This window comes from Streptomyces sp. R41, assembly GCF_041053055.1.
In the GTDB taxonomy this organism is placed as follows: domain Bacteria; phylum Actinomycetota; class Actinomycetes; order Streptomycetales; family Streptomycetaceae; genus Streptomyces.
Window position 1 is genome coordinate 5,391,123 of the sequence record NZ_CP163443.1, and the last position, 14,181, is coordinate 5,405,303.

The following is a 14,181-nucleotide window of genomic DNA, read 5'->3' on the forward strand; positions in this document are numbered from 1 at the left end:
ATCGGTCGGGACAAGGGGGTCCGCCGCATCTGTGGAAAACCCCGTGCGGGAGGATCGCGCACATGACAGCACTCGACCTCAGCAGCCCCGTGGCCGTCGTCGGCACCGGCACCATGGGCCAGGGCATCGCCCAGGTCGCGCTGGTAGCGGGCCACCCCGTGCGGCTCTACGACGCCGTTCCCGGGCGTGCCGACGCGGCGGCCGAAGCGATCGGCGCCCGCCTCGACCGGCTCGTCGAGAAGGACCGGCTCACCGGCGCCGACCGGGACGCCGCCCGTGCGCGGCTCCAGCCGGCCGGGAGCCTCACCGACCTCGCGGACTGCGTCCTCGTCGTCGAGGCGGTGCTCGAACAACTCGACGTGAAGCAACAGCTGTTCCGCGATCTCGAGGACATCGTCGGAGACGACTGTCTGCTCGCCACCAACACCTCTTCCCTGTCCGTCACGGCCATCGGCGGCGCCCTGCGCAGCCCCGGCCGCCTGGTCGGACTGCACTTCTTCAACCCCGCGCCCCTGCTGCCCCTGGTGGAGGTCGTCTCCGGGTACGCGAGCGATTTTTCGTCGGCCACGCGCGCGTACGAGATGGCCCGCGCCTGGGGGAAGACCCCGGTCGCCTGTGCCGACACCCCCGGCTTCATCGTCAACCGCATCGCGCGGCCCTTCTACGCCGAGGCCTTCGCGGTGTACGAGGCCCAGGCCGCCGACCCGGCCACCATCGACGCGATCCTGCGGGAGTCCGGCGGCTTCAGGATGGGAGCCTTCGAGCTGACCGACCTGATCGGCCAGGACGTCAACGAGTCCGTCACGCACTCCGTGTGGCAGTCCTTCTTCCAGGACGTGCGGTTCACGCCCTCGCTCGCCCAGCGGCGGCTCGTCGAGTCCGGCCGGCTCGGCCGCAAGACGGGACACGGCTGGTACGACTACGCGGACGACGCCGAGCGCTCCGAGCCGCACACCGCGGAGAAGGCACAGGCGCCCGCGTACGTCGTCGCCGAGGGCGATCTGGGCCCGGCCTCCGAGCTGCTCCCCCTGATCCGCGAGGCGGGCATCCAGGTCCGTGCGGACGAGGAGGACCACGGCACGCGCTTCGTGCTGCCCAGCGGCGGCCAGCTGGTCCTCGCCGACGGCCAGACCTCGGTGGAGTTCCGCGACGTCGTCTACTTCGACCTGGCGCTGGACTACCGCAAGGCGACCCGGATCGCCGTGTCGGCCTCTCAGGACACCGCTCCCCAGACGCTCTCCGAGGCCGTCGGACTCTTCCAGGCCCTCGGCAAGGACGTCAGCGTCATCGGGGACGTCCCCGGCATGATCGTCGCCCGGACCGTGGCCCGGATCGTCGACCTGGCGCACGACGCCGTCGCCAAGGGAGTGGCCACCGAGGAGGACATCGACACCGCGATGCGGCTCGGCGTCAACTACCCCCTGGGGCCCTTCGAATGGAGCCGCAGGCTCGGCAGGAGCTGGGCGTGCTCCGTGCTGGACGATCTGCACCAGCGCGACCCCTCCGGGCGCTACGCGCCGTCCCTCGCGCTCTACCGCCACGCGTACGCCTCCGAGAAGCGGGAGGGCACCTCATGACCACCGCCAAGCGCGACACCTACACCCCGGAGACCCTGCTCTCCGTCGCCGTCCAGGTCTTCAACGAGCGCGGCTACGACGGCACCTCCATGGAGCACCTCTCCAAGGCGGCCGGCATCTCCAAGTCGTCCATATACCACCACGTCGCGGGCAAGGAGGAGCTGCTGCGTCGGGCGGTCAGCCGCGCCCTCGACGGCCTCTTCGGGATCCTCGACGAGGAGCACGCGCGCGTGGGGCGTGCCGTGGAGCGCCTGGAGTACGTCGTACGGCGCATGGTCGAGGTGCTCACCGCCGAACTTCCGTATGTGACGCTGCTGCTGCGGGTGCGCGGCAACACGGACGCCGAGCGCTGGGCCCTGGAGCGGCGCCGTGACTTCGACCACCAGGTGGCCGAGCTCCTGAAGGCCGCGGCCGCCGACGGGGACGTACGCGGCGATGTGGAGGTCCGGCTCGCGACCCGGCTTGTCTTCGGGATGATCAACTCGATCGTGGAGTGGTACCGGCCGGACGGGCGGGGCATGGGCGAGCGGGAAGTGGCCGACGCGGTGGTGCAGTTGGTCTTCGCGGGACTGCGCAGCGAGCGCTGAGACTCAGCCCTCCGGCTCCAGGTCCTCCTCCTCGAAGACCAGCAGGGTGCGCGTACTGAGAACCTCCGGGATGGCCTGCAGACGCGTGAGCACCAGCTCGCGCAGCGCCTTGTTGTCCGGCGTGTGCACGAGGAGCAGTACGTCGAAGTCGCCGCCCACCAGGGCGATGTGGTCGGCCCCTGGGAGCACCCTCAGCTGCTCGCGCACCGTGCGCCAGGAGTTCTGCACGATCTTGAGGGTGATGTACGCGGAGGTGCCCTGCCCGGCGCGCTCGTGGTTGACGCGTGCCCCGAAGCCGCGGATCACGCCGTCCTCGATGAGACGGTTGATCCGCGCGTAGGCGTTGGCACGCGACACATGGACGCGTTCGGCCACGGAGCGTATCGAGGCGCGGCCGTCCGCCTGGAGCATCTGCAGGATGTCTTGATCGATGGCGTCGAGCGGGCGGGCGGGCGCAAGGGCGGGGCCGGCCTCCGGTGGCTCGGCCATTTGTTCAGGTGCCATGTCCCCCCGCCTCCCTACCATGGACGTACTGCGTCCATCTCAGGCTGTGCAGAACCGTTTGTCCACAGCCTGGCGGTGCCTGTAGCCAAAATGTGCCGACGACCGAACAATCGGTAGGTGAGGCGCCTCACACCCGTGCAGCGCCTGAAGCCGCTCCCACGAGGAGGTGCCGTCATGACGGTCATGGAGCAGCGAGGCGCGTACCGGCCCACGCCGCCGCCCGCCTGGCAGCCCCGCACCGACCCCGCGCCGCTGCTGCCCGACGCGCTGCCGTACCGCGTCCTTGGCACCGAGGCAGCCGCGCAGGTCGACCCGGGCCTGCTGCGCCGTCTGTACGCGGAACTGGTGCGTGGCCGCCGCTACAACACGCAGGCCACGGCCCTCACCAAGCAGGGCCGCCTCGCCGTCTACCCCTCCAGCACCGGTCAGGAGGCCTGCGAGGTCGCCGCCGCGCTGGTCCTCGAGGACCGTGACTGGCTCTTCCCCAGCTACCGCGACACCCTCGCGGCCGTCGCCCGCGGCCTCGACCCCGTCCAGGCGCTCACCCTCCTGCGCGGGGACTGGCACACCGGGTACGACCCCCGCGAGCACCGCATCGCGCCGCTGTGCACCCCCCTCGCGACCCAGCTCCCGCACGCCGTGGGCCTCGCGCACGCCGCCCGCCTCAAGGGCGACGACGTGGTCGCGCTCGCCCTGGTCGGCGACGGCGGCACCAGTGAGGGCGACTTCCACGAGGCACTGAACTTCGCCGCCGTCTGGCAGGCCCCGGTCGTCTTCCTCGTCCAGAACAACGGCTTCGCCATCTCCGTCCCGCTCGCCAAGCAGACCGCCGCCCCGTCGCTGGCCCACAAGGCCGTCGGCTACGGGATGCCGGGCCGCCTGGTCGACGGCAACGACGCGGCGGCGGTGCACCAGGTGCTCGGCGAGGCCATCGCCCAAGCGCGCGCGGGAGGCGGTCCGACGCTCGTCGAGGCCGTCACGTACCGCATCGACGCCCACACCAACGCCGACGACGCGACCCGCTACCGCGGCGACGCCGAGGTCGAGACCTGGCGCGCGCACGACCCGATCGCGCTCCTGGAGCACGAGTTGACCGAGCGCGGGCTGCTCGACGACGAAGGCATCCGGGCCGCGCGCGAGGACGCCGAGACGATGGCCGCGGATCTGCGTGAGCGCATGAACCAGGACCCGGTGCTGGACCCCATGGATCTGTTCGCCCATGTGTATGCCCAGCCCACCACTCAACTGCTGGAGCAGGAGACCCAGTTGAGGGCCGAGCTCGATGCAGAGGCGGACGGTCCGCATCACCACGGGCCGGAAGGAGCCGGGCGATGACCACCGTTGCCCTCAAACCGGCGACCATGGCGCAGGCCCTCGGGCGGGCCCTGCGCGATGCCATGGCCGCCGACCCGACGGTCCACGTCATGGGCGAGGACGTCGGCACCCTGGGCGGTGTCTTCCGGGTCACCGACGGGCTCGCCAAGGAGTTCGGCGAGGACCGCTGCACGGACACACCGCTGGCCGAGGCGGGCATCCTCGGGACGGCCGTCGGCATGGCCATGTACGGCCTGAGGCCGGTCGTGGAGATGCAGTTCGACGCCTTCGCCTACCCCGCGTTCGAGCAGCTGATCAGCCATGTCGCGCGGATGCGCAACCGCACGCGGGGCGCCATGCCGCTCCCCATCACGATCCGTGTTCCGTACGGCGGCGGCATCGGGGGCGTCGAGCACCACAGCGACTCGTCCGAGGCGTACTACATGGCGACTCCGGGGCTCCATGTCGTCACGCCCGCGACGGTCGCCGACGCCTACGGACTGCTGCGTTCCGCCATCGCCTCCGACGACCCGGTCGTCTTCCTCGAGCCCAAGCGGCTGTACTGGTCGAAGGATTCCTGGAACCCGGACGAGCCGCCGGCCGTTGAACCGATAGGCCGCGCGGTGGTGCGGCGCTCGGGCCGGAGCGCCACGCTCATCACGTACGGGCCGTCCGTGCCCGTCTGCCTCGAAGCCGCCGAGGCGGCGCGGGCCGAGGGCTGGGACCTCGAAGTCGTCGATCTGCGCTCGCTGGTGCCGTTCGACGACGAGACGGTGTCGGCCTCCGTGCGGCGGACCGGGCGCGCGGTCGTCGTGCACGAGTCGGGCGGGTTCGGCGGCCCGGGCGGGGAGATCGCGGCCCGCGTGACCGAGCGCTGCTTCCACTACCTGGAGGCGCCGGTGCTGCGCGTGGCCGGGTTCGACATCCCGTATCCGCCGCCGATGCTGGAGCGGCACCATCTGCCCGGCGTCGACCGGATCCTGGACGCCGTGGGGCGTCTGCAATGGGAGGCGGACAGCTGATGGCGCAGGTGTTGGAGTTCAAGCTCCCCGACCTCGGGGAGGGGCTCACCGAGGCGGAGATCGTCCGCTGGCTGGTGGAGGTCGGTGACGTCGTCGCCGTCGACCAGCCCGTCGTCGAGGTCGAGACCGCCAAGGCGATGGTCGAGGTCCCCTGCCCCTACGGCGGTGTGGTCACCGCCCGCTTCGGCGAGGAGGGCACGGAACTGCCGGTGGGGGCGCCGCTGTTGACCGTCGCCGTGGGCGCGCCGGCATCCTCCGTCGACGGCGACGCGGGCGACGAGGGGTCCGGCAATGTGCTGGTGGGGTACGGCACGGGAGCGCCTCCGGCGCGGCGCAGGAGGGTGCGGCCGTCCGCCGGCGCGGTTCCGGTACGGCCGGCGGCGGGTCCGCCCGGCGGCGAGGAGCGCCGTACGGCCACCGCTCCCGTGGGGCCTGAGCCGGGGCAGGCAGGGCAGCGCGGCGGCGGTCACAGCGACTCCGCGCTGCTGCACGCCGACGGTCCCGTACCCGTCATCTCCCCGCTCGTGCGCAGGCTCGCCCGGGAAAACGGGGTGGATCTGCGGGAGCTGGAGGGATCGGGGCCCGACGGTCTGATCCTGCGGGCGGACGTCGAGTACGCGTTGCGTGCGGCGGCCGGGCAGATCCGGACGCCCGCGCCCGCGCATGCCCCCAGGTCGGCGCCGGCTGCTGCTTCCGCTTCCGGCGGGCTTCTGCAGGCCCCGCCTGCCGCCCGCGGCGTGGGAGCACCCGCCGCACCCGGGCTCACCGGGGCGCCGTCTCCCGCACACGGCATCCGCGTCCCCCTCCGGGGCGTCCGGGGCGCCGTCGCGGACAAGCTCTCCCGCAGCCGTCGCGAGATACCCGACGCAACCTGCTGGGTGGACGCCGACGCGACGGAGCTGATGCACGCGCGCGTGGCGATGAATTCCGCGGGCGGCCCGAAGATCTCCCTGCTCGCGCTGCTGGCCCGGATCTGCACCGCCGCGCTCGCGCGCTTCCCCGAGCTCAACTCGACCGTCGACATGGAGGCCCGCGAGGTTGTCCAGCTCGACCAGGTGCACCTCGGCTTCGCGGCACAGACCGAGCGGGGGCTCGTCGTACCCGTCGTAAGGGACGCGCACGCGCGCGACGCGGAGGGGCTGAGCGCGGAGTTCGCCCGGCTGACCGAGGCGGCGCGGACCGGGACGCTGACGCCCGCGGAACTGACGGGCGGCACCTTCACGTTGAACAACTACGGGGTGTTCGGCGTCGACGGCTCCACGCCGATCATCAACCATCCCGAGGCGGCCATGCTCGGCGTCGGCCGCATCGTCCCCAAGCCCTGGGTGTACGAAGGCGAGCTGGCGGTGCGACAGGTCGTCCAGCTCTCGCTCGCCTTCGACCACCGAGTGTGCGACGGCGGCACGGCGGGCGGCTTCCTGCGGTATGTGGCGGACTGTGTGGAACATCCGGCGGTGCTGTTGCGGACGCTGTAGCCGCGCCGCGGCCATCCCCGTCCACATGCTGTGCACGGGGGTGGCAATGATCCTTCGGACGCCCATACTCGGGGGATGACCGCGTACGAGTCACCGGGACCGCCCGAGTCGCCGGGTACGCCCGAGCCATCGGGCAGCCCCGAGCCACCAGGCACCCCCGGGGCCGATGTCCCGTACGACGCCGTCGTGCTCGCAGGCGGCGCCGCGCGGCGGCTGGGCGGCGCGGACAAGCCCGGCGTGCGCGTCGGCGGCCGGGCGCTGCTCGACCGGGTGCTGGCCGCCTGCGCCGACGCCGTCACCACGGTGGTCGTGGCCGGGCCAAGGGCGACCGCACGCCCCGTGGAGTGGGCCCGCGAGGACCCGCCCGGCGGAGGACCGCTGGCCGCGCTCGACGCCGGGCTTCGGCACACCGGCGCGGAGTACGTCGTCGTCCTCTCGGCCGATCTGCCGTTCCTGGACGAGGGGACGGTACGACGCCTGCTGGGCGCTCTGCAGACCAGCGACGCCCCGGCGAAACCCGAGGGCGTTGTGCTCACCGACCGCGACGGTCGCGATCAACCCCTCGTCGCCGCGTACCGCGTGGAGGCCCTGCGCCGTGAGCTGGCCGTTCTCGCCGCCGCCCACGGCGGACTCACCGGGCTGCCGCTGCGGCGGCTCATCGCCGCGCTCGACCTCACCCGCATCTCCGACCCCGTCGCGTCCTTCGACTGCGACACCTGGGACGACATCGCCGCCGCCCGGGCACGTATCAGGGAGCATGGGCACGTGTTGGATGAATGGATTTCCGCAGTCAAGGACGAGCTGGGCCTCGACCTGGACGTCGACACCGGCGTCCTGCTCGACCTGGCCCGCGACGCCGCTCACGGGGTGGCGCGGCCTGCCGCGCCGCTGACCACGTTCCTCGTGGGGTACGCGGCCGCGCGCGCCGGCGGGGGCCCGGAAGCCGTGGCCGAGGCCGCCCGCAAGGCCGCGGCGCTTGCGCTCCGCTGGGCCGACGAGGACGCCCCCGACGCCAAGCCGGACGCCGGAAGTGCCCCCCAAGCCGAGCCGGACGCAGGATGACGCCCGCCCACTCCACCCGGGACAGTCAGGACGCCGACGATCTCGACGTCGAGGAGGCGCTCGCCCTGGTCAAGGAAGACGGCGCGCCCGCCCCCGAGGGCCGTTCGGTGCCCGCGCCCGCCCCCGGCGCCGAGCGGCCCGGACGAGGGGCCGCGCACGCCCATCACCAGGCCACCCCCTGGCCCGAGGCCCGCGCCGTCGCCGAGCGAGCCGCCCGGTCCGTGCCGCGTCGGGCCCCCGTTTCCGTACCCCTCGACGCCTCCCTCGGCCTTGTCCTCGCCGCCCCCCTCACCGCGCTCACGGACCTGCCCTCCTTCGACACCTCCGCGATGGACGGCTGGGCGGTCGCGGGACCCGGGCCCTGGGAGGTACGGGAGGAAGGCGTGCTCGCCGGGCACGCGGAGCCGGAGGCGCTCACCGACGGCGAGGCCGCGCGTATCGCCACCGGGGCGAGAATCCCGCAGGACGTCACCGCCGTACTGCGCAGTGAGCACGGGCGGATCGACGACAAGGGGCGGCTGCACGCGACCCGGGACGTCGTGCACGGGCAGGACATCCGCCCGCGCGCCCAGGAGTGCCGCAGCGGTGATCAGCTGCTGCCGGTCGGCGTGCTGGTCACGCCCGCCGTGCTGGGCCTCGCCGCGGCCGCCGGGTACGACACGCTCGCCACCGTCCCCCGTCCGCGCGTCGAAGTCCTCGTGCTCGGCGACGAGTTGCTCACCGAGGGACTGCCCCAGGAGGGGCTCATCCGGGACGCGCTCGGCCCGATGCTGCCGCCGTGGCTGCGCGCGCTCGGCGCCGAGGTCGTCGCGGTGCGCAGGCTCGGCGACGACGCCAAGGTGCTGCACAAGGCGATCACCGGCTCGGACGCCGACCTGATCGTCACCACCGGCGGTACCGCGGCGGGTCCCGTCGACCACGTCCACCCCACCCTGAACCGTATCGGCGCCGAACTTCTCGTGGACGGCGTGAAGGTGCGCCCCGGGCACCCGATGCTCCTGGCCCGCACCAAGGAGAACCAGCACCTCGTCGGTCTGCCCGGCAACCCGCTGGCCGCCGTCTCCGGCCTGCTCACGCTCGCCGAGCCCCTGCTGCGCACCCTCGCCGCACGCACGGCCCCGGAGCCGTACACGCTGCCCCTCCAGGACGCGGTGCACGGGCACCCGCACGACACCCGGCTCGTTCCCGTGGTGCTGCGCGCCGACCGGGCCGTGCCGCTGCACTACAACGGTCCGGCGATGCTGCGTGGCATCGCGGCGTCCGACGCCCTCGTGGTCGTACCGCCGGGGGGCGCACGGGCCGGTCAGGAGCTGGAACTCCTCGACCTCCCGTGGGCCACCGCCGGGATCGACGTGTGCTTCACATGAGCGCGGACAGGCCGCGACTTGCATGAATCCAAGCGGGGGCGCGGTTCACATGGATCCAATCGGGGTGCGGTTCACATGAATCGGAACGGGGTGTGTTTCACGTGAAACTTCCGGGCCATGACGCGATCGCCCGCCAAGCGGACGAGCATCTCGTGACCCATCGGGTGAAACTCCCGAGGAAGGTCGTGGAACGCCCGATCCGTCAGGTCCTCAAACGGGTGGCGATGGCACTGCTGGTGCTCGTCGCCACCGCGCTCATCGTCTGGGCCGACAGCGATGGCTACAACGACAACTCGGACGGCACGGTCGACCCGCTCGACGCCTTCTACTACGCGACCGTCACCCTCTCCACCACCGGATACGGCGACATCACCCCGGTCAGCGATGCCGCCCGGCTCACCAACATCTTCGTCATCACGCCGCTGCGCGTGCTGTTCCTGATCATCCTGGTCGGCACCACGCTCGAGGTCCTCACGGAACGCACCCGGGAGGAGTGGCGGCTGAACCGCTGGAGGGCGGCCTTGAGGGATCACACCGTCGTTGTCGGCTTCGGGACCAAGGGCCGGTCGGCCATCGAGACCGTCTGCGCGACCGGGCTGAAGAAGGAGCAGGTCGTGGTCGTCGATCCCAGCTCCAAGGTCGTCGACGCGGCAACGGCCGAAGGGTATGCGGGGGTCGTCGGGGACGCGACGCGCAGCGATGTGCTGGTAAGGGCGGAGGTCCGCAGGGCCCGGCAGATCATCATCGCCACGCAGCGGGACGACACCGCCGTACTGGTCACACTCACCGCCCGCCAGCTCAACCGTGCGGCGAAGATCGTCGCCGCCGTACGGGAGGAGGAGAACGCGCCGCTGCTCAAGCAGTCCGGCGCCGACGCCGTCATCACCAGCGCCAGCGCCGCCGGCCGACTGCTCGGGCTCTCCGTGCTCAGCCCCGCCGCGGGCATGGTCATGGAGGACCTCATCCAGCAGGGCAGCGGGCTCGACATCGTCGAACGGCCGGTCATAAAGGCCGAGGTCGGCAAGGGCGTACGCGAGACGGACGACCTGGTGGTGAGTGTCGTACGAGGACACCGGGTCCTCGGCTACGACGATCCGGCCGTCGGGACGATCCAGCTGACGGACCGCCTCATCACGATCGTGCGGGCGACACCGGGCACGCAGGTGGCGCCCCACATGCGACCGCTTCCTCAGGACTAACTAAGGCCTGTCCGGCGGATCATGCCGGAGACACCCCGGCCGGGGCCGAGGAGTAGCGTCCCCCTCATGTACGCGATCACGATTCCAGAACCTGGTGGGCCCGAGGCGCTGGTGTGGGACGAGGTCCCGGATCCGGTGCCCGCCGAGGGCGAAGTGCTGGTCGAGGTGGTGGCCAGCGCCGTCAACCGCGCCGACCTGCTGCAGCGGCAGGGCCTCTACAACCCGCCGCCCGGCGCGTCCCCGTACCCCGGGCTCGAATGCTCGGGGCGCATCGTCGAGATCGGTCCCGGTGTGTCCGGGTGGGCGGTCGGTGACGAGGTGTGTGCGCTGCTCGCGGGCGGTGGATACGCCGAGAAGGTCGCCGTTCCGGCCGGGCAGCTGCTGCCCGTGCCGACGGGCCTGGACGCCAGGCAGGCGGCCGCGCTGCCCGAGGTGACCTGCACCGTCTGGTCCAACGTGTTCATGGTGTCCCACCTGCGCCCGGGCGAGACCCTGCTCGTGCACGGTGGCTCCAGCGGCATCGGCACCATGGCGATCCAGCTGGCCAAGGCCGTCGGCGCGAAGGTCGCGGTCACGGCTGGCAGCAAGGAGAAGCTCGACTTCTGCGCCGAGCTGGGCGCGGACATCCTGATCAACTACCGCGAGCAGGACTTCGTCGAGGAGATCAAGCAGGCCACGGACGGCGCCGGCGCCGATGTCATCCTCGACAACATGGGCGCCAAGTACCTGGACCGGAACGTGCGCGCCCTCGCCGTCAACGGGCGGCTCGCGATCATCGGCATGCAGGGCGGAATCAAGGCCGAGCTGAACATCGCCACTCTCCTCAACAAGCGTGCCGCCATCAGTGCGACCTCCCTGCGCGCCCGCCCGCTCGGCGAGAAGGCGGCGATCGTCGCTGCCGTACGCGAGCACGTGTGGCCGCTGATCGACTCCGGCCACGTACGCCCGATCATCGACCGCGAGCTCCCGATGAGCGACGCTGCGGCGGCGCACCGGGTCCTGGAGGAGAGCGGCCACATCGGCAAGGTGCTGCTCGTCGCTCCCTGACGAGCGCGCTGCCCGCGCGGCGCCGTACGCCTTCAGCGGCGCCGCACACGCAGGGCGAGGAAGGCCAGCCCGAGGCCCAGTCCCATCAGGATCAGTCCACTTCCGAGGGGCAGGATCTGGAGAACCGGTTCAGGGGTGTGCGCCGGGCCGACCACGTTCTGCTGGACGGGGATGACCGCGCCCCTGGACGGCTCGGGGGCGGCGCTGGCCTCCGGGCGGTCCGGGTCGGCGGCGGCGTCCGTCGGCTCCGCGTCCTCGGTGTCGGGGTCGTCCGGCGTCGTGGGCACCGCGCGCCCCGGCCGGACGCGTCCCTCACCCGCGACGCTCCCCGCGCGGGAGGCGTCGGCGGACGGGGCGGGCTCGGCGGCGTACGACAGTGGTACGGCGCCGGTCATGAGGACGAGCAGCAGTCCCGTCACGTGCAGCGTGCGAAGCCATGGAGTCACGCCGGTGACCCCCTCCTGGTGAGGAGTCCCGAGATCAACGGGACAAGCCTCACACGCTCCTTTTGACCCGGCATCCCGGCGGACGCCCAGAGAGGGACATACATGGTGGATCACCCCGCACAGGGGGCACCACCGAGGTGTGGTGTGGCGGTGCGAGAGAATGGCGGCATGGAGATGCCGAGGAACGAAAGGTCGCCGGAGAACCCTCAGATCCTGGTCGTAGGCCAGGACGGAATGGCTCTCGGTGGCACCGGAGACGAGGACTCCCGCGAGGTCCCGGTGACTGAGATGGTGGAACAGCCGGCCAAGGTGATGCGCATCGGCAGCATGATCAAGCAGCTGCTCGAGGAAGTGCGAGCCGCACCTCTCGACGAGGCGAGCCGCGTCCGGCTCAAGGAGATCCACGCGAGCTCGGTGAAGGAGCTGGAGGACGGCCTGGCCCCCGAGCTCGTCGAGGAACTGGAGCGGCTCTCCCTGCCCTTCACCGACGACGTGACGCCCAGCGACTCCGAACTGCGGATCGCGCAGGCCCAGTTGGTGGGCTGGCTCGAGGGACTCTTCCACGGGATCCAGACGACCCTGTTCGCCCAGCAGATGGCGGCCAGGGCCCAGCTGGAGTCGATGCGCCGCGCCCTCCCTCCGGGCGTCGGCGGCGCCGACGGCGACGAGGACCCCCGCGCGGGTGGCCGCTCGGGCGGGCCGTACCTGTAGCCACCGGAGCGAGACCCCCTACGAAAAGGGCCCGGCACGAAAGTGCCGGGCCCTTCGCTTGTCAGAGGCGTCAGAGGCGTCAGAGGCGTCAGAGGCGTCAGAGGCGTCAGAGGCGGGTCGGCCCGCGCCGAACGCGGATCAGGACGGATCGCCCGTCGAGACCTTGAGCTCGATCTCGGGCATGTCCTTGGGGTCGACGTCCGTTCCGGCGGTGGGGAACTGATCCATGATCGTGCCCTCGCCGTACGTGTTCTCGTCGACCTTGGTCTCCTTCATCTGCCAGCCCGCGGCCTGGAAGCAGGACTTGACCGACTTGATGTACTTGTAGGTGAAGTCGGGGACCTGGATCTTGTCCGGGTCGTCGTACGACTCCTGCGGCTCCGTGCACTTGGTCGTCTCGATCGTCTTCGTCGTGTCCGGACCCTTGTGCCCCGCCACCACGGTGGGCGACTTGCTGGCGTCGCTGCCGCCCTTGTCGTCGTCGCTGCCGCCGTTCAGCGTGAGCGCCGTGATCAGGCCGCCGATCGCGACGAGCGCGACCACGATCGACCCGACGACGACCCCCTTGTTGCTCTTCCGGCCGCCCGAACCGCTTGAGACAGGGGTCGTGGGCTGGGGCGTGAGGTTGTACGGCGGCGGAGTGGACGGCGCCTGCTGCGGGGAGTACGCCGCGGTCTGCGGCGGAGTCTGGTAGCCGCCCTGCTGCGGATAGCCGTACGCCGGGGCCTGGGGCGTGGGCGCCGGGGTCGGCGTGCCGTACGGGCCCGGCTGGTACGGCGTCTGTACGAGGCCCGGCGCCGGAGTGCCCTGCTCGACGGGCGGGAAGACGGCGGAACCGACGCCCGCGCCGCTCGACGTCTGGGCGCCCGGCACGATGCTCGGCGCGGCGGCCTGGAACGACTGGGCCACGCGCAGGCACTCGTCGCGCATGGTCTCGGCGCTCGGGAAACGCTCGTTCGGGTTCTTCTTCAGCGCGCGGGCGACCAGTGCGTCCACGGCCGGGGGGAGCGAGCGGTTGATCGAGGAGGGCGCGACCGGCTCCTCCTGGACATGCGCGTAGGCGATGGCCAGCGGCGAGTCCGCCTCGAACGGCAGCCGCCCGGTGACCAGTTGGAAGAGCATGATGCCGACCGAGTACAGGTCGGATCTCGCGTCCACGCCTCTGCCGAGGGCCTGCTCCGGGGAGAGGTACTGCGGAGTGCCGACGACCATGCCGGTCTGCGTCATCGAGGTGACACCGGACTGCATGGCACGGGCGATGCCGAAGTCCATCACCTTGACGACGCCGCGCTTGGTCATCATCACGTTGCCCGGCTTGATGTCCCGGTGGACCAGGCCCATCTCGTGGCTGATCTCCAAGGCCGCCAGCACGTCCGCGGTGATCTTCAGGGCCTTGTCGGCGGGCATGGCGCCGTACTGCGCTATGTCCTGGTCGAGCACGGAGCCGAGCGGGCGGCCCTCGACGTACTCCATGACGATGTACGGAGTCGTCATGCCGTCGAGGTCGTCCTCGCCGGTGTCGAAGACCGAGACGATGTTCGTGTGGGTGAGCTTCGCCACCGACTGGGCCTCGCGGCGGAAGCGCTCGCGGAAGGCCTGCTCGCGGCCGAGCTCGGTGTGCAGGGTCTTGATCGCCACCTGGCGGTCGAGCACCGAGTCGTACGCGAGATGCACCGAGGCCATGCCGCCCTCGCCGAGCAGATCGCGCAGCTGGTAGCGGCCGCCGGCGACCGCACGCCCCGCGTACCGGCCCTGTGCGCCGTCCTGGCTCATGTTCTGCGTCCCCCATCGGCGCGGCGGCAGCGGCTGGTGGCTCCCGCGGTCCGTGATCTATTGTGCGGCGCGCAACTGTCCGGTGCGCGGCCGGTCT

13 protein-coding genes are annotated in these 14,181 nt (G+C 71.8%); 10 read left to right on the forward strand and 3 right to left on the reverse strand.

What is annotated here, in order from left to right; genetic code table 11:
- The first annotated feature begins 62 nt into the window (after positions 1–62).
- A complete protein-coding gene (locus tag AB5J53_RS24700) occupies positions 63–1,577 on the forward strand; it encodes a 3-hydroxyacyl-CoA dehydrogenase (protein ID WP_369247830.1) in 1,515 nt (504 codons plus the stop codon).
- A complete protein-coding gene (locus tag AB5J53_RS24705; RefSeq protein WP_369247831.1) occupies positions 1,574–2,164 on the forward strand; it encodes a TetR/AcrR family transcriptional regulator in 591 nt (196 codons plus the stop codon). The genes AB5J53_RS24700 and AB5J53_RS24705 overlap by 4 nt, the downstream gene beginning before the upstream one ends.
- Before the next feature lie 3 nt (positions 2,165–2,167).
- On the opposite strand, the gene AB5J53_RS24710 is transcribed toward AB5J53_RS24705, so the two are convergent.
- Complete coding sequence (locus AB5J53_RS24710; RefSeq protein ID WP_369252444.1) at positions 2,168–2,653, reverse strand: Lrp/AsnC family transcriptional regulator; 486 nt, start codon at positions 2,651–2,653, stop codon at positions 2,168–2,170.
- Positions 2,654–2,842: 189 nt separating this feature from the next.
- Here AB5J53_RS24710 and pdhA point away from each other — a divergent pair, with 189 nt between their 5' ends.
- From pdhA to AB5J53_RS24745, 7 genes are all read left to right on the forward strand, one after another.
- Positions 2,843–4,003, forward strand: coding sequence for a pyruvate dehydrogenase (acetyl-transferring) E1 component subunit alpha (gene pdhA, locus AB5J53_RS24715; RefSeq protein ID WP_369247832.1), 1,161 nt, complete (start codon positions 2,843–2,845; stop codon positions 4,001–4,003).
- On the forward strand, positions 4,000–5,004 hold the full coding sequence (locus tag AB5J53_RS24720; protein WP_369247833.1) for an alpha-ketoacid dehydrogenase subunit beta: 1,005 nt from the start codon (positions 4,000–4,002) through the stop codon (positions 5,002–5,004). The genes pdhA and AB5J53_RS24720 overlap by 4 nt, the downstream gene beginning before the upstream one ends.
- Positions 5,004–6,479: a dihydrolipoamide acetyltransferase family protein gene (locus AB5J53_RS24725; RefSeq protein WP_369247834.1), complete on the forward strand. Its 1,476-nt coding sequence runs from the start codon at positions 5,004–5,006 to the stop codon at positions 6,477–6,479. Before AB5J53_RS24720 ends, AB5J53_RS24725 begins: the two co-directional genes overlap by 1 nt.
- Before the next feature lie 75 nt (positions 6,480–6,554).
- On the forward strand, positions 6,555–7,541 hold the full coding sequence (locus tag AB5J53_RS24730; RefSeq protein ID WP_369247835.1) for an NTP transferase domain-containing protein: 987 nt from the start codon (positions 6,555–6,557) through the stop codon (positions 7,539–7,541).
- A complete protein-coding gene (locus AB5J53_RS24735; protein WP_369247836.1) occupies positions 7,538–8,908 on the forward strand; it encodes a molybdopterin molybdotransferase MoeA in 1,371 nt (456 codons plus the stop codon). The genes AB5J53_RS24730 and AB5J53_RS24735 overlap by 4 nt, the downstream gene beginning before the upstream one ends.
- 101 nt (positions 8,909–9,009) lie before the next feature.
- A complete protein-coding gene (locus tag AB5J53_RS24740; protein WP_369247837.1) occupies positions 9,010–10,107 on the forward strand; it encodes a TrkA family potassium uptake protein in 1,098 nt (365 codons plus the stop codon).
- A gap of 66 nt (positions 10,108–10,173) precedes the next feature.
- Positions 10,174–11,154: an NAD(P)H-quinone oxidoreductase gene (locus AB5J53_RS24745; protein ID WP_369247838.1), complete on the forward strand. Its 981-nt coding sequence runs from the start codon at positions 10,174–10,176 to the stop codon at positions 11,152–11,154.
- A 32-nt stretch (positions 11,155–11,186) separates the two neighbouring features.
- On the opposite strand, the gene AB5J53_RS24750 is transcribed toward AB5J53_RS24745, so the two are convergent.
- Positions 11,187–11,600, reverse strand: a complete 414-nt coding sequence (locus tag AB5J53_RS24750) for a hypothetical protein (RefSeq protein WP_369247839.1) — start codon at positions 11,598–11,600, stop codon at positions 11,187–11,189.
- A 168-nt stretch (positions 11,601–11,768) separates the two neighbouring features.
- Here AB5J53_RS24750 and AB5J53_RS24755 point away from each other — a divergent pair, with 168 nt between their 5' ends.
- On the forward strand, positions 11,769–12,311 hold the full coding sequence (locus AB5J53_RS24755) for a bacterial proteasome activator family protein (RefSeq protein WP_369247840.1): 543 nt from the start codon (positions 11,769–11,771) through the stop codon (positions 12,309–12,311).
- 138 nt (positions 12,312–12,449) lie between these two features.
- On the opposite strand, the gene AB5J53_RS24760 is transcribed toward AB5J53_RS24755, so the two are convergent.
- Positions 12,450–14,084, reverse strand: a complete 1,635-nt coding sequence (locus AB5J53_RS24760) for a protein kinase (protein ID WP_369247841.1) — start codon at positions 14,082–14,084, stop codon at positions 12,450–12,452.
- Positions 14,085–14,181: the final 97 nt, after the last annotated feature.

Bases quoted from the DNA above. Each gene is read 5' to 3' on its own strand.
- AB5J53_RS24700 (WP_369247830.1), top strand. From the start codon at position 63: ATGACAGCACTCGACCTCAGCAGCCCCGTGGCCGTCGTCGGCACCGGC.
- AB5J53_RS24705 (WP_369247831.1), top strand. From the start codon at position 1,574: ATGACCACCGCCAAGCGCGACACCTACACCCCGGAGACCCTGCTCTCC.
- AB5J53_RS24710 (WP_369252444.1), bottom strand. From the start codon at position 2,653: ATGGCCGAGCCACCGGAGGCCGGCCCCGCCCTTGCGCCCGCCCGCCCG.
- pdhA (WP_369247832.1), top strand. From the start codon at position 2,843: ATGACGGTCATGGAGCAGCGAGGCGCGTACCGGCCCACGCCGCCGCCC.
- AB5J53_RS24720 (WP_369247833.1), top strand. From the start codon at position 4,000: ATGACCACCGTTGCCCTCAAACCGGCGACCATGGCGCAGGCCCTCGGG.
- AB5J53_RS24725 (WP_369247834.1), top strand. From the start codon at position 5,004: ATGGCGCAGGTGTTGGAGTTCAAGCTCCCCGACCTCGGGGAGGGGCTC.
- AB5J53_RS24730 (WP_369247835.1), top strand. From the start codon at position 6,555: ATGACCGCGTACGAGTCACCGGGACCGCCCGAGTCGCCGGGTACGCCC.
- AB5J53_RS24735 (WP_369247836.1), top strand. From the start codon at position 7,538: ATGACGCCCGCCCACTCCACCCGGGACAGTCAGGACGCCGACGATCTC.
- AB5J53_RS24745 (WP_369247838.1), top strand. From the start codon at position 10,174: ATGTACGCGATCACGATTCCAGAACCTGGTGGGCCCGAGGCGCTGGTG.
- AB5J53_RS24755 (WP_369247840.1), top strand. From the start codon at position 11,769: ATGGAGATGCCGAGGAACGAAAGGTCGCCGGAGAACCCTCAGATCCTG.
- AB5J53_RS24760 (WP_369247841.1), bottom strand. From the start codon at position 14,084: ATGAGCCAGGACGGCGCACAGGGCCGGTACGCGGGGCGTGCGGTCGCC.